This window comes from Phycicoccus sp. Root101 (genome assembly GCF_001426245.1).
In the GTDB taxonomy this organism is placed as follows: domain Bacteria; phylum Actinomycetota; class Actinomycetes; order Actinomycetales; family Dermatophilaceae; genus Pedococcus.
In genome coordinates, this window is sequence record NZ_LMCM01000009.1 from 142,924 (window position 1) to 159,232 (window position 16,309).

The 16,309-nt window shown below is 71.2% G+C and carries 15 protein-coding genes and 1 tRNA gene; 10 read left to right on the plus strand and 6 right to left on the minus strand.

The window, feature by feature from the left end:
* Nucleotides 1-113: 113 nt before the first annotated feature.
* From ASC58_RS15365 to ASC58_RS15385, 5 genes are all read left to right on the plus strand, one after another.
* On the plus strand, nucleotides 114-1,058 hold the full coding sequence (locus ASC58_RS15365; protein ID WP_200947842.1) for a glycosyltransferase: 945 nt from the start codon (nucleotides 114-116) through the stop codon (nucleotides 1,056-1,058).
* Between the two features lie 53 nt (nucleotides 1,059-1,111).
* The gene (locus ASC58_RS15370) at nucleotides 1,112-1,852 is read left to right on the plus strand and encodes an amino acid ABC transporter ATP-binding protein (RefSeq protein ID WP_157581634.1); all 741 of its coding nucleotides are present in this window, start codon (nucleotides 1,112-1,114) and stop codon (nucleotides 1,850-1,852) included.
* 59 nt (nucleotides 1,853-1,911) lie between these two features.
* Nucleotides 1,912-2,754, plus strand: coding sequence for a glutamate ABC transporter substrate-binding protein (locus ASC58_RS15375; protein ID WP_056917614.1), 843 nt, complete (start codon nucleotides 1,912-1,914; stop codon nucleotides 2,752-2,754).
* 120 nt (nucleotides 2,755-2,874) lie between these two features.
* Nucleotides 2,875-3,540, plus strand: a complete 666-nt coding sequence (locus ASC58_RS15380) for an amino acid ABC transporter permease (RefSeq protein ID WP_056917615.1) — start codon at nucleotides 2,875-2,877, stop codon at nucleotides 3,538-3,540.
* On the plus strand, nucleotides 3,537-4,457 hold the full coding sequence (locus tag ASC58_RS15385) for an amino acid ABC transporter permease (protein ID WP_056919925.1): 921 nt from the start codon (nucleotides 3,537-3,539) through the stop codon (nucleotides 4,455-4,457). Before ASC58_RS15380 ends, ASC58_RS15385 begins: the two co-directional genes overlap by 4 nt.
* 64 nt (nucleotides 4,458-4,521) lie before the next feature.
* Here ASC58_RS15385 and ASC58_RS15390 read toward each other — a convergent pair whose 3' ends face one another.
* Entirely contained in the window at nucleotides 4,522-5,361 is an 840-nt protein-coding gene (locus ASC58_RS15390; RefSeq protein ID WP_056919926.1) for a hypothetical protein, read from the minus strand.
* 272 nt (nucleotides 5,362-5,633) lie between these two features.
* Here ASC58_RS15390 and ASC58_RS15395 point away from each other — a divergent pair, with 272 nt between their 5' ends.
* Nucleotides 5,634-7,022, plus strand: a complete 1,389-nt coding sequence (locus tag ASC58_RS15395; RefSeq protein ID WP_056919927.1) for a flavin monoamine oxidase family protein — start codon at nucleotides 5,634-5,636, stop codon at nucleotides 7,020-7,022.
* A gap of 59 nt (nucleotides 7,023-7,081) precedes the next feature.
* Here the strand turns inward: ASC58_RS15395 and ASC58_RS15400 are convergent.
* The 3 genes from ASC58_RS15400 to dnaG all read right to left on the minus strand — a co-directional run bounded on the left by ASC58_RS15400 (nucleotide 7,082) and on the right by dnaG (nucleotide 9,778).
* Nucleotides 7,082-7,154 (minus strand) — tRNA-Asn (locus tag ASC58_RS15400).
* Between the two features lie 117 nt (nucleotides 7,155-7,271).
* Nucleotides 7,272-7,820, minus strand: coding sequence for a hypothetical protein (locus ASC58_RS15405; protein ID WP_056919928.1), 549 nt, complete (start codon nucleotides 7,818-7,820; stop codon nucleotides 7,272-7,274).
* Nucleotides 7,820-9,778, minus strand: a complete 1,959-nt coding sequence (gene dnaG / locus ASC58_RS15410; RefSeq protein WP_056919929.1) for a DNA primase — start codon at nucleotides 9,776-9,778, stop codon at nucleotides 7,820-7,822. Before dnaG ends, ASC58_RS15405 begins: the two co-directional genes overlap by 1 nt.
* Before the next feature lie 214 nt (nucleotides 9,779-9,992).
* Here dnaG and ASC58_RS15415 point away from each other — a divergent pair, with 214 nt between their 5' ends.
* Genes ASC58_RS15415 through ASC58_RS15425 form a run of 3 tightly spaced genes read left to right on the plus strand, consistent with a single transcriptional unit; the run spans nucleotide 9,993 to nucleotide 13,600 of the window.
* Nucleotides 9,993-11,027, plus strand: coding sequence for an iron ABC transporter substrate-binding protein (locus ASC58_RS15415; protein WP_056920115.1), 1,035 nt, complete (start codon nucleotides 9,993-9,995; stop codon nucleotides 11,025-11,027).
* The gene (locus tag ASC58_RS15420; RefSeq protein WP_056919930.1) at nucleotides 11,028-12,566 is read left to right on the plus strand and encodes an iron ABC transporter permease; all 1,539 of its coding nucleotides are present in this window, start codon (nucleotides 11,028-11,030) and stop codon (nucleotides 12,564-12,566) included.
* Nucleotides 12,563-13,600 (plus strand): ABC transporter ATP-binding protein, encoded by a 1,038-nt coding sequence (locus tag ASC58_RS15425; RefSeq protein WP_056919931.1) that lies wholly within the window; start codon nucleotides 12,563-12,565, stop codon nucleotides 13,598-13,600. Before ASC58_RS15420 ends, ASC58_RS15425 begins: the two co-directional genes overlap by 4 nt.
* 3 nt (nucleotides 13,601-13,603) lie before the next feature.
* Here ASC58_RS15425 and ASC58_RS15430 read toward each other — a convergent pair whose 3' ends face one another.
* The gene (locus tag ASC58_RS15430) at nucleotides 13,604-14,842 is read right to left on the minus strand and encodes a deoxyguanosinetriphosphate triphosphohydrolase (RefSeq protein WP_056919932.1); all 1,239 of its coding nucleotides are present in this window, start codon (nucleotides 14,840-14,842) and stop codon (nucleotides 13,604-13,606) included.
* 10 nt (nucleotides 14,843-14,852) lie between these two features.
* Nucleotides 14,853-15,554, minus strand: a complete 702-nt coding sequence (locus tag ASC58_RS15435) for a YdeI family protein (protein ID WP_056919933.1) — start codon at nucleotides 15,552-15,554, stop codon at nucleotides 14,853-14,855.
* Nucleotides 15,555-15,687: 133 nt separating this feature from the next.
* Between ASC58_RS15435 and ASC58_RS15440 the strand changes: the two genes are divergently transcribed.
* The gene (locus ASC58_RS15440) at nucleotides 15,688-16,248 is read left to right on the plus strand and encodes a type 1 glutamine amidotransferase domain-containing protein (protein ID WP_056919934.1); all 561 of its coding nucleotides are present in this window, start codon (nucleotides 15,688-15,690) and stop codon (nucleotides 16,246-16,248) included.
* Nucleotides 16,249-16,309: the final 61 nt, after the last annotated feature.

Genomic DNA, 16,309 nt, shown 5'->3' on the forward strand with positions numbered 1-16,309 from the left:
AGGTGGACCGACGGCCAAGGACACGGTTCGGTGCGCGAGTCGACACCGTCGGTGCACCGGACGTTCACCGGGAACCCGCCCGGACACCACCTGGGCCGCCTAGCGTTCCGGCCGTGAGCCTCCCCCAGCAGCACCGCGAGCCCCTCGTGGTGTGCGTCATCGTGACGTGCGACCGGGCGCGCCTGCTGCGTCGCTGCCTCGAGTCGGTGGCGGCACAGCACCACCGTCCGGACCACCTCGTCGTCGTCGACAACGGCCAGGAACCCGGTGCGGCGGAATCGCTTGCTGCGACGGGGATCCCGCACACCCTGCTCACCAGCGAGACCAACCTCGGCGGCGCCGGCGGATACGCGTACGGCGTGTTGACCGCACGCGCGCTCGGTGCCGACTGGGTGTGGCTCGCTGACGACGACGGGCTGCCCGGATCACCGTGGACGCTGGGCCGGCTCCTGGCCTGCGCGGCCGACCACCGGCTCGACGTCGTCTCGCCGCTCGTGGTCGACCAGGACGACCCCGACCGGCTGGCCTTCCCGCTGCGTCGCGGGCTGCGGTGGGTCCGGCGCCGCGACGAGCTCGGTCCCGAGGTCCTCGTGCCGAACGTCGCGAACCTCTTCAACGGCGCCCTCTTCTCCGCCCGGGCCCTCGACGTCGTCGGCGTCCCCGACCCGCGCCTGTTCGTGCGGGGCGACGAGGTGGAGGTCCACCGCCGGCTGCGCCGCAGCGAGCTGCGGTTCGGCACCTGCTCCCCCGCGACCTACCTCCACCCGCAGGGCCACCACGACTGGAAGCCGCTGCTCGGCGGTCGCCTCACCGTGCTGGTGCCGCAGGACCCGGTCAGGCGCGACCGCACGTTCCGCAACCTGGGCTACCTCACGGCCCAACCCGGCCTCCGCTGGCGGCGCTGGCCGGACGAGATCCGTTACGCCTGGTACTTCCTCGGCCAGCAGCGCGACGTCTCGGGGTGGGCCCGGTGGCGGCGACTGAGCCGTGCCGGACGGCACGAGATCTTCGAAGCAGCACCCGAGCGCGCACCCGCCCGCCAGGTTGCCATTGCGTGACAGTCCGGGCCGGGGTGGTCCCCTGATGGGGGCAAACCGGTAGGTTGCCGGACATGACGGAGCCCCTCGTCGTCCTCAAGGACGTCAACAAGCACTTCGGCGACCTGCACGTGCTGCGTGACATCAACCTGTCCATCGGCAAGGGCGAGGTCGTCGTGGTCATCGGCCCGTCCGGGTCGGGCAAGTCGACGCTGTGCCGCACGATCAACCGGCTCGAGACCATCGAGAGCGGCTCGATCACGATCGACGGACAGGCGCTGCCCGAGGAGGGCAAGGAGCTGGCCCAGCTGCGTGCCGACGTCGGCATGGTCTTCCAGTCGTTCAACCTGTTCTCGCACAAGTCGATCCTCGACAACGTCACCCTCGGCCCGATCAAGGCGCGCAGGACGCCCAAGGCCGAGGCCGAGAAGCGCGCGATGGAGCTCCTCGAGCGCGTGGGGGTCGCCCACCAGGCGCAGAAGCTCCCCGCGCAGCTGTCCGGCGGCCAGCAGCAGCGGGTGGCGATCGCCCGCTCGCTCGCCATGGACCCCAAGGTCATGCTCTTCGACGAACCCACCTCCGCGCTCGACCCCGAGATGATCAACGAGGTCCTCGACGTCATGGTGGCCCTCGCCAAGGACGGCATGACGATGGTCGTCGTCACCCACGAGATGGGCTTCGCCCGCAAGGCTGCCAACCGCGTGGTGTTCATGGCCGACGGGGCGATCGTCGAGGAGCAGGAGCCGGAGGCCTTCTTCACCGCACCGAAGTCCGACCGCGCCAAGGACTTCCTCGGGAAGATCCTCACCCACTGACCAACTGACCTGCTCGACCGCAGCGCACCGGTGCTGCGATCAACAACCAGGAGGAAACAATGAAGGTTCGTCAGATCGGAGCCGTCGCCGCCGCATCGGTGCTCGCGCTCAGCCTGACCGCGTGCAGCGACAGCGCGTCCGACGGCGGCGCCGGCGGTGGTGGCGGCGGCAAGGCGTTCAAGGTCGGCATCAAGTTCGACCAGCCGGGGCTCGGGCTCAAGGAGGGCACGAAGTACACCGGGTTCGACGTCGACGTCGCGACCTACGTCGCCAAGGAGCTCGGCCACGACGCCGCAGACATCCAGTGGGTCCAGGCGCCCTCCGCCCAGCGGGAGACCCTCATCTCCACCGGTCAGGTCGACATGGTCGTCGCCACCTACTCGATCACCGACGCCCGCAAGGAGAAGATCTCCTTCGCAGGCCCGTACTTCGTCGCCGGCCAGGACCTCCTCGTCCGCGCCGACGACAGCTCCATCACGGGTCCCGACTCCCTCACGGGCAAGAAGCTCTGCTCGGTGACCGGGTCCACCTCGGCGCAGAAGGTCAAGGACAAGTACCCCGGGGTCCAGCTCCAGGAGTTCGGCACCTACTCCGAGTGCGTGACGGCCCTCGCGTCCAAGGGTGTCGACGCCCTGACCACCGACAACACCATCCTCGCGGGCTACGCCGCCCAGGCGCAGTACAAGGGCAAGCTCAAGGTCGTCGGCCAGACCTTCTCCGAGGAGCGCTACGGCATCGGCCTCAAGAAGGGGGACACCGCCACCTGCGAGAAGGTCAACACCGCCATCGCGAAGATGATCTCCTCCGGCGAGTGGCAGAAGGCCGTCGACGCCAACCTCGGCCCGGCCGGGTTCAAGGTCGACTCGGCCACCAACCCGCCCAAGCAGGACGCCTGCTCCTGACCGTGCAGACCACGGCTCCGGTATGCCGTCCGCCGACCTGCGCAGCGCGCGGGGCCCACGTCGTGGGCGGCATACCGGGAGGTCCTGCACGTCCCCCCACCGCAACGGAAGGTTCCCTGCATGGGTGACATCCTGAGCAAGTACGACGTCCTCGGCGCCTTCGGCATGACCGTGTACCTCGCGTTCTTCTCGGCCATCGGCTCGCTGCTCCTGGGCACCGTCGTCGGCATCATGCGCCTGTCGCCGGTGCGGGTGCTGCGACTGCTCGGGACGGGGTACGTCAACATCTTCCGCAACACCCCGCTCACCCTGCTCGTGGTGCTGAGCGTCCTGGGCCTGACGTACATCCTCGGCCTCAACCTGGACCCCTCGTCGATCACCGGCAACGCGAGCCGTTGGGCCATCGTCATGCTGTCGATCTACCACGCGTCATTCGTGTGCGAGGCGTTGCGGTCCGGCGTCAACACCATCCCGGCAGGGCAGGCGGAGGCGGCTCGCGCCATCGGGTTGACGTTCGGGCAGAGCATGCGAGAAGTCTTGCTGCCACAGGCTTTTCGCGGCGCCATCGCACCGCTCGGATCGACGCTCATCGCGCTGATCAAGAACACCACCGTGGCCGCGGTCGTCGGCGTCGCCGAGGCCGCCAACCTCATGGCGGTCATCATCGAGAACGAGACGGGCGGACTGGTCGTGTTCCTCGTGTTCGCCATCGGGTTCGTCATCCTGACGCTGCCGCTGGGCCTGGCCTTCACGAGCCTGTCGCGGCGCCTGGCGGTGAAGCGATGAGCTCCAACGTCCTGTTCGACGCACCGGGTCCCCGCGCCCGGCGGCGTCACGCGATCCTGTCCGTCCTCGGTGCCGCCCTCGTCGTCGGGCTGGTCTACCTCGTGGTCCGCAAGCTGGGCGACGCCGGCCAGCTCGAGGTCGAGCAGTGGAAGCCGTTCGTCGTCGACCGCTCCGTCTGGCGCGACTACCTGCTCCCGGGGCTGCTGGGCACCTTCAAGGCGGCGGTCCTCTCGATCGCGCTGGCCGGTGTCTTCGGGCTGCTGCTCGGGGTGGGAAGGCTCTCGGGGATCGCGCCGATCCGGTGGGCCAGCAGTGTCGTCGTCGAGTTCTTCCGCGCCGTCCCGGTCCTCATCATGATGATCGCCAGCTACGGCCTCTACTCCCGCAGCGGCGTGTTCTCACCCGAGACCGCTCCCCTGGCGGGTGTCGTGACGGGGCTGACCCTCTACAACGGGTCGGTCATCGCCGAGCTCGTCCGCTCCGGCGTGCACTCGCTGCCGAAGGGCCAGTCCGAGGCCGGGCTCAGCGTGGGCCTCACCCCGGCGCAGACGCTGCGGTCGATCCAGCTGCCCCAGGCGCTCACCGCCATGCTGCCCGCGCTCATCGGGCAGTTCGTGGTCATCCTCAAGGACTCCGCCCTGGGGTACGCGATCACCTACCTGGAGCTGCTCAACTGGTCCAAGACCCTCGGATCGGCCTTCGCCAACGTGCTGCAGGCCTACCTCGTGGCGGCGGTGCTCTTCATCATCGTCAACTACCTGCTCACCGTGCTCGCCTCCCGGGTCCAGCGTCGCCTGTCCCGGCGCGGCCGGGCCAACGTCGTGGCCGTCGGGGCCGTGGTCGGCGCCGTCCCCGAGGCATCCACGCTGGGTGGCCAGGGTGTGGTCAACACCGACGGGACGCAAGGGGGCCCCTGAGGTCGTGTCGTCGGTGCCGGGGTGAGCGCGGTGACCCCGCCGCCAACACCTCGGCGCCAGGGCATCACATGCCGGGCGGCCGCCTGTCCTTCCGGTCCAGCAGCGGCCTCGAGCCCCGGTACTCGCTGGGTCCCTTGACGTCACCCAGCTGGTTGAGCGAGCGGGAGAAGTCGTCGATGAGCCGGCGGGCCCTCCTGATCTCCCGCTCGGCACCTCGCCCGGGCTGACCCGACCGCCCGGGCGACGCCGCCCGTCGAAGGACCCGCAGAGCCGGGCGCGCTGTGCGCCGGGACAGCCTGCGCGCACCGAGCACGCGGTCGACCAGGACCTGGAGATGCTCCCTCGCCGCAAGGATCAGCGCTGCATCCGCGGGCGACGGGGGGATCCCGGCGACATCGGCCACGGCAACTGCACCGTGCCGGAGGGAGCGGGGGACTCCGTCGGCAGAGTACCGCCAGTGCCACGGCGCGGGCGGCGCCGAGGTGGCCAGGGCCTCGAGGGCCTTCAGCTGGCGCCGTCCGAGCCACATCCCTGCCCGTGGCCCTCCCACCCACGGGCTGAGGTCCAGCGATGCCACCGCTTGGCGCAGAGCCCTGTCGGACCCGAGGGCGGCCCAGAGGTCCTGGAGCCGGGCGAGCTCCTCCCGGTCGCGCCGGGCGCGTTCGGTCCCGGTCGAGCGCAGACGCAGCACCTCCCGCACCAGGGCCGGGACGAGCTCCGGTGCAGCACAGATCAGCTCGGCCGCCGGGCCACCGAAGTAGTGGTGGTCGAGCTCGAGCACGCAGCCGGACCGGGAGTAGATCGCGTCGAAGGCCTCGTGCTCGGGGTCCTGGCTCAGCACCCACGGACCCGCGGAGGCGCCGGCGCAGAGCGCCAGGAGTCGGTGGAGCTGCTCGTCATCCACGTCGCGGGGAGCGGACCGGCTCGCCCCGCGCGTCACCGTCCCACCGAGATCCGCCTGCGCCGCCGGGACCTGCGCATCGTCGCCTCTCCGCTGCCGGATGATGCAGACCGCTGACGGACCGCACTCCTTCTGGCTACGAGTCACTGTAGGGCCGTGGTCGCGACGATTCCCGGTATTCCAGATCCCCCGCGTCCGGGCCTTGCTAGCGTGTGGGGACGACGGATGCGGAGGCGCGGCATGGTGCTTGGTCCGGACCGTGGTGCGGTGGGTCGATGACGTCCCCGGCGCGTTCGACCAGCGGCAGCGGCCCGCGGGTGATCGTCATCGGTGCCGGTATGGCGGGCCTGGTCGCCTGCCTCGAACTCGTCGACCTGGGCTACGACCCGGTCATCCTCGAAGGTCAGTCCCGGGTGGGCGGGCGCATCCTCACCCTGCGCGACTTCGCCCCCGGCCTCCACGCCGAGGCGGGCGCGATGCGGATCGCCCGGGTCCACCAGCTGACGCTGGAGTACTGCCGGCGGTTCGGGCTCGGGCTGCGCCCCTTCGTCATGGAGAACCCCAACGCGCTGGTCTACATCGCCGGGAAGCGGTGGACCTACGAACAGGTCAACCGCGAGCCGGACCTGCTCGGCTTCGACCTGCACGAACGGGAGCGGGGACGGACGTACGAGGACCTGTGGCTCGAGGCGACCACGGAGATCAGGGACCGCTACGCGCGCGAAGGGCCGACCGCGCTGGCGGGCATCGGCAAGGAGTACAGCCACGACTCCATCCGGGACTTCCTGCTCCGGCGGGGCTTCTCGGAGGGCGCCCTTGAGCTCTACGGCCTGATGAGCTTTCGCGAGGCCAACATGAACGCGGCCGTGATCGAGCAGTTCAGGGAGATCGTCGGGCACGCCTTCGAGGACATGCAAGAAGTCGTCGGCGGCATGGACCAGCTGCCCCGAGCGATCTACCGCCAGCTGCGGAGCCGCGTCCGCTTCGGGGCGCAGGTGCAGGCCGTGACCCAGGACCCTGGGTCGGTCACGGTGCACTACCGGACCCGCGCCGGGGTCTTCTCGGAGACCGCGGACCACGTGGTCTGCACCGTGCCGCTCGGGCTGCTGAGGCACCTCGACTTCCAACCCCCGCTGCCCCGCGCGAAGTACCGCGCCATCCGGCAGCTCAACTACAACGCCTCCACGAAGATCTTCCTCCAGGTGCGCCACAGGTTCTGGGAGTCCGCAGACGGGATCGTGGGTGGCACCACGACCACGGACCTCCCGATCCGACGGATGGTCTACCCGTCCCACTCCGACCCCGAGGACGAGCGAGCCGTCCTGCTGGCGAGCTACACGTGGGGTCAGGACGCGGCACGCTGGGGCGCCCTGGGACCCGACGAGCGGATCAGCCTCGCCATCAAGGACGTGGCGAAGATCCACCCCCAGATCGTGGACGAGGTGGAGGGCGGTACCTCCCACGTCTGGCAGAACGACCCGTGGGCCGGAGGTGCGTTCGCCCTGTTCGAACCCGGTCAGGAGACAGCCCTCCACGAGGACATCGTGAGCGCGCACGGCCGTATCCATTTCGCCGGCGAGCACGCCTCGGTGCACCATGCCTGGATCGAAGGAGCCATCGAGTCCGGCCTCCGTGCAGCCAGGGCCATCGACGGGTCCAGCTGATCGGTCGCCCGCTCACGACGAAGGCCCCGGACCTGGTGGTCCGGGGCCTTCGCGGCGGGCTCCCCCGGTTGGACTCGAACCAACAACCTGCCGATTAACAGTCGGCTGCTCTGCCAATTGAGCTACAGGGGAAAGTGCTTCGGCGGTGACCCGCCGTTCGCGCTGCGCAACCATAGCAAAGGATGCGCGTCGACCAGAAAACGGGACCCGCCGCGCGGGTCGGCTCCTGGGCCGGGTCGCGAACCGTGCTCAGGAGAGCCCGACCTGCTCCCGCAGGTAGGCCAGGGCTGCAGCCGTCGCGGCGGCCACCTCGGGGTCGTCCGCCCGCACGCCACGCCCGAGGACGACCTGCTCGACGAGGCCGCCACGGCCGAGGTCCTGGCGGATGACGGCGCGGGCGGTGCGGCGGGGGCCGAGCTCGATCTTCTGGGTCAGCACGACGCTGGCCTGCACCCGCTCCCGCAGCGTCTCCGGCAGGAGCGTCGTGTCACCGAGGACCCACTGGCTCGGTCTGGTCCCGTCGATCCACGTCACGGTCAGCTGGGTGAGCTCGGCCGACCACGACCCGGAGTCCACCTCGTGCCACGGGCGGGTGAGGGTGGGCTCGCCGGCAGCGCCGACGGCATACAGGGCGTGGTTGGTCGCGACGAGGGTGGTGCCGCTGGGCTCCCCTGCCACCCCCGGGCCGGCGCCGACGAGCACCGGCGCCCAGGTGAGCACGCGCTCCCCCGGACCGAGGCCGACGGCGGCCCGGACGTCGGCAGGGAGTCTGGGCGCGCGACGCAGCGAGAGCGCCATCAGCTGGCCCGGTCGCGCAGCTGCGCGAGCTCGCGCTGCAGGTCCTGCAGCTGACCGCTGAGCGTCCGGGACGCTGCCGGGTCGCTGTGCGGGTCGGCCGCCATCCGGCGCATCGCCGACATGGCGTCCCCGATCTTCCTCGTCAAGGTGACCTCCTGGACCCGCACGAGCAGCGAGTCGATGTAACGGCGTTCGGGCAGGCCCGTCGCCTTGTCGAACCGCGTGGGCAGCGGGGCCACCGACAGCTCGGAGACCAGGGTGCGGACCGAGAGCGGCGCGGCTTCGGCGACCGCGTCGCCCCAGGCCTGGGTGGACATCCCGCGCTGCGGACCACCGACACTGCGCACCCCGTCGAACACGGCGCGGTGGGCGGGAGCAGTGAACGCGTCGGGGCTGACGCCGTCGATGTCGGCCTCGTCGAAGCTGTCGGGGTACTGCAGCAACGTCTGCAGGAGCTGTCGCTCGGCGAAGACCACGGGGTCCCGCAGGTCCGGCGCCGGCAGCGACGAGCGCACCTCCTCGGGCGACGGCTCGGGGACGACGTCGGCATCGGGGCGCTGGCTGCCCCGGCCGTTCTGCGAGCCCGGGGCGTCTGCCTCGGCCTTGGCGTCGCGAGCGGCCATCCGCTGGGCGCGCGAGACCTCGGCCTGCACCTGCTCCACCTCGACGCCGATCCAGCCGGAGACGGTGCGGATGTACTCGGGCCGCATGGAGCTGTCACGGATGCTGTTGACGATCGGTGCCGCGGCACGCATTCCCTGCACGCGGCCCTCGGCGGTGGACAGGTCGAACCGGTCGATCGTGGTCCGCACCGCGAACTCGAACATCGGCACCGCGTCCTCGATGAGGTGGCGCACCGCGTCGTCGCCCTTGGCGATGCGCAGCTCGCACGGGTCCATGCCGCCCTCGGCCACGGCGACGAACGACTGCGAGGCCCAGCGCTGGTCCTCGCCGAACGCACGCATCGCCGCCTTCTGCCCGGCGGCGTCGCCGTCGAACGTGAAGACGACCTTGGCCGGCGCGAGGTCGGCCTCGTCGCGCATGATCCGCCGCAGCATCTTGATGTGGTCGACGCCGAACGACGTGCCACACGTGGCGACGGCACCCTCGATGCCGGCGAGGTGGCAGGCCATGACGTCGGTGTAGCCCTCGACGATGACGGCCTTGCGATCCCCCGCGATCGACTTCTTCGCCGCGTCGAGGCCGTAGAGGACCGTCGACTTCTTGTAGATCGGCGTCTCGGAGGTGTTGAGGTACTTGGCGGCGATGCGGTCGTCCTCGTAGAGCCGTCGTGCCCCGAACCCGACCGTGTCGCCCGTGATGTCGCGGATCGGCCAGACCAGGCGCCCACGGAAGCGGTCGTAGAGACCGCGGCTCCCGCGGCCGGACAGGCCCCCCAGCGTCAGCTCCTCGTCGGTGAACCCCTTGCCGCGCAGGTGGCGCGACAGCTCCTCGCCGCCCCGGGGGGCGAACCCGACGCCGAACCGCTTGGCCGCCTCGCTGTCGAACCCGCGCTCGCGCAGGAAGTCGCGGCCGATCCTCGCCTCGGGCGAGTTGAGCAGGGCGTGGTGGTAGAACTCCTGCGCCACCCGGTGGGCCTCGACCAGCCGCGAGCGCCGCCCGAGCGACTCACCCGTGCCGGGGCGGCCGCCCTCCTCGTAGTGCAGCTCCATGCCGAGCTTCTGCGCCAGCCGCTCGACGGCCTCGCTGAACGTGAGGTGCTCGACCTTCTGGACGAACGAGATGACGTCGCCGCCCTCACCGCACCCGAAGCAGTGCCAGGCACCGACGGTCGAGCGGATGTTGAACGACGGGGTCTTCTCGTCGTGGAACGGGCAGAGCCCCTTCATCGAGCCCGGACCCGCGGGGCGCAGCGTGACGTGCTCGCGCACGACGTCCTCGATGGACGAGCGCTCCTTGACGAGCGCGACGTCCTCGGCCTTGATCCGACCCGGCAACTGGCCCTCCTTGTCGCGGCCGAGTCTAGGTGGTGGCTCGGACGCCGTGGGGGCTCCCCCACGACCACCGACCACGCGGGGTCCCGTGGCCGCGCCGCCGGCCGGCCCCATACCTCCCGGTCGGCTCGTGGCCGACCCCGCGATTTCAGCGGCCGGGAGGTGAGCAGTAAGGTAAGGCTTGCCTTCACCCCCCCACCCCGCACAGGAGAACCCGATCGTGATCCGCCGACGGACCGTCCTCGTCGCCCTGGCCGCGAGCGCCACCCTCGCCCTCACCGGCTGTGGCAACGGCACCCTCGAGGCGGGGAAGAACCTCGACCCCGACAAGCTGACGATCTACAGCGCGCAGCACGAGAACCTCACCGAGGCGTGGGCGAAGAAGTTCCAGGACGACACCGGCATCAAGGTGCAGATCCGGTACGGCAGCGACTCCTCGATGGGCGCGCAGATCGTCCAGGAGGGCGCCAAGTCGCCGGCGGACGTCTTCCTCACCGAGAACTCCCCCGCCATGACGACGGTCCAGAACGCCAAGCTCCTGGCCCCGGTCGACGCGAGCACCATCGCGCAGGTCGGCGAGACCTACGCGCCGTCGAGCAAGGAGTGGGTCGGTATCGCCGCACGCTCCACCGTGCTGGTCTACAACCCCGGCAAGATCACCGAGGCCGAGCTGCCGAAGTCGATCATGGACCTGCAGGACCCCAAGTGGGCCGGCAAGTGGGGCGCCGCCGCGGGTGGCGCAGACTTCCAGGCGATCGTCAGCGCGATCCTCGCGACCCAGGGCGAGGAGAAGACCGCCACCTGGCTCAAGGGCCTCAAGGACGGCGCGAAGATCTACCAGAACAACATCGCCGTGATGAAGGCCGTCAACGCCGGTCAGGTCCCGGTCGGGATCATGTACCACTACTACTGGTACCGCGACCAGGCGCTGACCAAGGCCGGCAGCGGCAACACCAAGCTCCTGTACTTCCGCAACCAGGACCCCGGTGCGTTCGTGAGCGTCTCCGGTGGCGCGGTGCTGAAGTCGAGCAAGCACGCCGACAACGCCCAGAAGTTCCTCGCCTTCGTCACCAGTGCCGAGGGCCAGAAGATGCTCGCGACCAGTGACGCCAAGGAGTACGCCGTCGGCAAGGGTGTCGCGTCCGACGCGGCTCTCGAGCCGCTGGACACCCTCCAGGCACCCAAGGTCGACCCCTACACGCTCAACGGTCCCAAGGTCATCGAGATGATGACCGCGGCAGGCATCCTCTAGGTGGGCCGACCCCGGGGAGGCGCCCCCTCCGCACCGGCAGCAGTCGTCACGGCGAGCCTGGCCGTGGCGGCGCTGTGCGTGCTGCCGCTGCTCGTCGTCGCCTTCACGGCGTTCGACACCGGCGCGGGGGCCGCCTGGGACCTGCTGTGGCGGCCGCGGGTCGGCGAGCTCCTGCGCAACACCGCCTCGCTCGTCGTCGTCACCGTGGCCCTGACGACCGTCATCGGCATCGCCGCCGCCTGGCTGGTCGAGCGGACGTCGCTGCCCGGCGCGCGGTTCTGGCGGGTGCTGCTCGTCGCCCCGCTGGCGGTCCCGGCGTTCGTCAACAGCTACGCGTGGACCACCGTCCGCCCCGACCTCGAGGGGCTGACCGGCGCGGTCCTCGTGACCACCCTGTCCTACTTCCCGTTCGTGTTCCTGCCCGTGGCCGCGGTCCTGCGTGGGCTCGACCAGAGCATGGAGGACTCCTCCCGCTCGCTCGGCCTCGGGCCGTGGCCGACGTTCTTCCGGGCGGTGCTCCCCCAGCTGAGGCCGGCAGCGCTCGGCGGCATGCTGCTCGTGTCGCTGCACCTGCTGTCGGAGTTCGGCGTGCTGGCCATGCTGCGCTTCCCGACGTTCACGACCGCCATCCTCGAGCAGTTCCAGGTGGCGTTCAGCAACAGCGCCGGCAGCGTCCTCGCCCTGGTCCTCATCGGCCTGTGCCTGGGCCTGCTCACCGTCGAGCTGCTGCTGCGCGGGACGATGCGGCACTCGCGCTTCGGGCGCGGCGCCGCACGGCGTGCGCTCCCGGCCCGGCTCGGTCGGTGGACCGTCCCGTCCCTGCTCGGGCTCACCCTGCTCACGGTCCTCTCGCTCGGTGTCCCGCTCGGCAGCCTCGTCTACTGGTTCGCCGCAGGGAACGCCGAGCCCGACGTGCCCGAGCTGCTCCAGACGCTCGGCAGCACGCTCGGTCTCGGCCTCGGCGCCGGCGTGATCACCGTCGTGGCCGCCTTCCCGATCGCCTGGCTGATCGCGCGCCGCCGCAGCTGGCTCTCGGTGCTCGTCGAGCGGGCCACCTACGTCGCGTCGTCGCTTCCCGGCGTGGTGATCGCCCTGGCGCTGGTCACCCTCTCGGTCCGGTACGCCAACGCCGTCTACCAGACCAGCATCGTCCTCGTCGCGGCCTACGCGATCCTCTTCATCCCGCGGGCCATGGTGAGCATCCGGGCGGCCATGGCGCACGCGCCGGAGGAGCTCACCGACGCGGCTCGCGCGTTGGGGGACAGTCCCTTTCGCGCGTTCGTCCGCGTCCTGCTGCCCCTGACCCTGCCGGGCACCCTGGCGGGTTTCGCGATGGTGTTCATCGCCGTCTCGACCGAGCTCACGGCGACGTTGCTGCTCGCCCCGACCGGGACGCAGACACTGGCCACCGCCTTCTGGAGCGCGAGTGAGAGCATCGACTACGCGGGCGCGGCTCCGTATGCCGCCGCCATGGTGCTCGTGTCCGCGCCCCTGACCTACCTGCTGCTGCGATCCCCCGACGAGGAGCCTGCCCTGTGACCACCCTGCGCGTCAGCGGTGTCGACGCCTCCCACGGACCGCGACCGGTGCTGCACGGCATCGACCTCGTCGTCCCGTCGGGCACGACGACGGCGATCCTCGGGCCGTCGGGCTGCGGCAAGACGACCCTGCTGCGGGTCGTGGCGGGGTTCCAGACGCCTGATGCCGGGACGGTGCAGCTGGGTGAGCAGACGGTCGTGGGACCCGGCACGTGGGTCGCCCCCGAGCGCCGTGGCATCGGGTACGTCCCGCAGGAGGGCAACCTCTTCCCCCACCTGTCGGTGGGGCACAACGTGTCGTACGGGCTCCCCCGGGCATCGCGCCGGTCCGGTCACCGCGTCGGAGAGCTGCTCGAGCTCGTGGGCCTGTCACCTGACCTGGCGACCCGGCGCCCCGACCAGCTCAGCGGCGGCCAGCAGCAGCGCGTCGCGCTGGCACGCGCCCTCGCCCGTCGGCCGTCGGTGGTGCTGCTCGACGAACCCTTCTCCTCCCTCGACGCCGGTCTGCGCGCCTCGACCCGCCAGGCCGTGGCCGACGCCCTGGCCCACGAGGGCGTCACCGTCGTCCTCGTCACCCACGACCAGTCCGAGGCCCTGTCCTTCGCCGACGAGGTCGCGATCATGCACGAGGGTCGGTTCGCCCAGGTCGGTGCGCCGACCGAGGTCTACGCGACGCCGGCGGACCGCCACGCGGCAGCCTTCCTCGGTGACGCCGTCTTCCTGCGCGGCCGGGCCGAGGGCACCTCCGTCGCCACGTCGCTGGGCACGATCCCGGTGCACCAGCCCGCCCCTCCCGGCACCGTCGACGTCCTCCTGCGCCCCGAGCAGATCCAGCTCGGCACCGTGGCCGAGGGCCGCCCCTGCGCCGAGGTGCTCTCCACGACGTACTTCGGCCACGACGCGCTCGTCGCCCTGCGACTGCAGGCCGACCACACCGTGGTCACCGCGCGCATCCACGGCACCGACGTCCCTGCGACGGGCTCGATCGTCGGCCTGAGCGTCGTCGGCGAGGCCCGCGCCTTCAGCCCCGCCTGAGCCTCAGCACCAGCGCTGGTGCAGCGCGAGGGCGCGCACGTCGGTGAGCGAGGCGACCTGGTCGACGAGGACCCGCAGGGCTGCGGCGTCGCTGTCGGCGGCCTTCCAGTCGGCGAGCAGGTCGGGGTCGAGCCGGCCGGGCGGATCTGCCTGGTACGCCTCGACGAGCGAACGCACCACCTGCCGCTGGCCGGCCATCACGGTCACCCGTTCCTGCGCGTGCATGACGAAGTGCGCGGCGACGGCCTTGAGGACGGCACACTCCGCCCGGGTGTCGTCGGGGACGACGAGGTCCGCGGCATACCGGGTGAGGGTGCCGGTCCCGTGGCGTTCGCGGGTCGCCACCTCCACCGCCAGGACGAACCTGCCGATCAGCCGGGAGGTCATGTCCTTCAACGCTGCCCGGTCGGTCCGCGTCCCGTCGTATGCCGCCGGCACGGCTCCACTGGCCAGCACCCGTTCCAGGGCGGCACCGAGCGCGTCGGTGCCGAGGTCGGCGGCGTACAGGCCGGTGGCGACGGCGAGGACGCTGTCCACGTCGGAGGCATCGCGCAGGCGGCGGACGTCGAGGCGACCCGAGGCGATCGCGTCCTCGACGTCGTGCACCGAGTAGGCCACGTCGTCGGACCAGTCCATGACGTCGGCCTCGAGGCAGCGCTGGCCGGGACGGCGTCCGTCACGGAACCACTCGAACACCGGCAGGTCGTCCTCGTACACCCCGAACTTGGCCGTCGGTCCGACCTCCACCGGCGCTACACCGCGCGCCCAGGGGTACTTGGTGGCTGCGTCGAGGCTGGCGCGGGTCAGGTTGAGGCCGGCCGGCCGGCCGTCCGGGTGGATGCGCTTGGGCTCCAGCCGCGACAGGAGGCGCAGCGTCTGGGCGTTGCCCTCGAAGCCCCCGATCTCGGCGGCGACGGCATCGAGCGCCTGCTCGCCGTTGTGGCCGAACGGTGGGTGCCCGAGGTCATGGGCCAGGCACGCCGTGTCGACGACGTCGGCGCTGCAGCCCAGGGCAGCCCCGAACTCGCGCCCGATCTGCGCCACCTCGAGGGAGTGGGTCAGCCGGTTGCGGACGAAGTCGTCGTCGCCGGGCTGGACCACCTGGGTCTTGGCCGACAGCCGTCGCAACGACGCCGAGTGGACGAGGCGGGCGCGGTCACGGGCGAAGTCGTCCCGGTCCGCACGCTTGAGGACCGGGTCCTCGCGGACCCAGCGCTCCCGGTCGACCTCGGTGTACCCCACGCGGGGAACTCTAGGCGTCGCCGGCGCCCTCGGTCGCGGCAGTCTCGGCCGCCTCGTCCCCACCAGCCGCTGCAGCCGCCTCGGCCGCCCGCTCGAGCCAGCGCGGCGCGTTGCCGTACCGCTGGGACGGGATCAGCCGCCCGTGCGCACAGTCGTCGAGGAGCTGGGCGAGCCGCTTCTCGCGCGTGGCCTCCTGCTTGGCGGTGAGCACCCAGTTGACGGCGATCTTCCGGTACGACGGCGTGGCCACCGCCCAGAAGGCGGCGACGCGCGGATCGGCGGCGAGCTGGGCGGCATACGCCTCCGGGAGCTCGAGCTCACGCGTCTCGTAGGCGTAGATGCCGGAACGCTCCGGCGTGCGGCGTTCGTAGGCGGCCACGCCCGAGGGCTGCATCCGCCCCTCGGCCTTGAGCCGCTCGACGGTGGCGATGTTGACGCTGCTCCAGTTGCTCTGCGCCTTGCGGGGTGTCCACCGCTGGCGCACGGCGTCCTCGTCGACGCGCTGGGCGACAGAGTCGATCCAGCCCCAGCAGAGCGCCTCGACCACGGCCGCCTCCCAGGTCAGGCCGCGCTCGGGGACGTGCTTCTTGTACAGACCCATCCAGAGCTCGGTCTCGCTGTCGTGGTGGGCGGCCAGCCACTGCCCGAACTCCTCCGGGCTCGCGAAGAACGTCGCCGGCCGCTCCGGGGTCCCACCCGGTGTCCCGATCATGGGGGCAGCCTGCCACGACGGTCTGACGCCGGGGGCGTTCCCCGTCCGACCCGTTCCAAACGGTGGCCTTCCCCACAGCCACAGGCCGCCCCTGCGGATTGCGGGGCCCCGCAGCACGTCGCAGGGTGGAGACATGAGCCATCTGAGTGGAAAGACCATCGCCTTCCTCGTCGCCGCCGAGGGCATCGAGCGCGTCGAGCTGACCGACCCCTGGCAGGCCGTCACCGACGCCGGGGCCACCCCGGTGCTGCTGTCGCCCGAAGAGGGCGACGTGCAGACGTTCGACCACCTCGACAAGGCGGAGACGCGTCCCGTCGACAAGACCGTGAAGTCCGCCTCCGTGGACGACTACGACGCCCTCGTCCTGCCGGGCGGCGTCGCCAATCCTGACGCGCTGCGCACCGACGAGGACGCTGTCGACTTCGTCCGTGACTTCGTCGCCTCCGGCAAGCCGGTTGCGGCCATCTGCCACGCCCCGTGGACCCTCATCGAGGCCGACGTGCTCAAGGGCCGCACCCTGACGTCGTGGCCGAGCCTGCAGACCGACCTGCGCAACGCCGGCGCCACCTGGGTCGACCAGGAGGTCGTCGTCGACGGCAACCTCATCACGAGCCGCAACCCCGACGACCTGCCGGCGTTCAACAGCCAGCTGCTCGAGTCCATCGCGCACGGCGCTGCCGCGCAGGAGGCCTGAGCGAGTCTCTGAAGCTCCTGGCCGAGGTGGGCACGTCGAGGGATCCCTCGACGTGCCCACG

Coding starts and splice junctions, on each gene's coding strand:
- ASC58_RS15370 (WP_157581634.1), top strand. CDS start 1,112: ATGACGGAGCCCCTCGTCGTCCTCAAGGACGTCAACAAGCACTTCGGC.
- ASC58_RS15375 (WP_056917614.1), top strand. CDS start 1,912: ATGAAGGTTCGTCAGATCGGAGCCGTCGCCGCCGCATCGGTGCTCGCG.
- ASC58_RS15380 (WP_056917615.1), top strand. CDS start 2,875: ATGGGTGACATCCTGAGCAAGTACGACGTCCTCGGCGCCTTCGGCATG.
- ASC58_RS15385 (WP_056919925.1), top strand. CDS start 3,537: ATGAGCTCCAACGTCCTGTTCGACGCACCGGGTCCCCGCGCCCGGCGG.
- ASC58_RS15395 (WP_056919927.1), top strand. CDS start 5,634: ATGACGTCCCCGGCGCGTTCGACCAGCGGCAGCGGCCCGCGGGTGATC.
- ASC58_RS15405 (WP_056919928.1), bottom strand. CDS start 7,820: ATGGCGCTCTCGCTGCGTCGCGCGCCCAGACTCCCTGCCGACGTCCGG.
- ASC58_RS15435 (WP_056919933.1), bottom strand. CDS start 15,554: ATGATCGGGACACCGGGTGGGACCCCGGAGCGGCCGGCGACGTTCTTC.
- ASC58_RS15440 (WP_056919934.1), top strand. CDS start 15,688: ATGAGCCATCTGAGTGGAAAGACCATCGCCTTCCTCGTCGCCGCCGAG.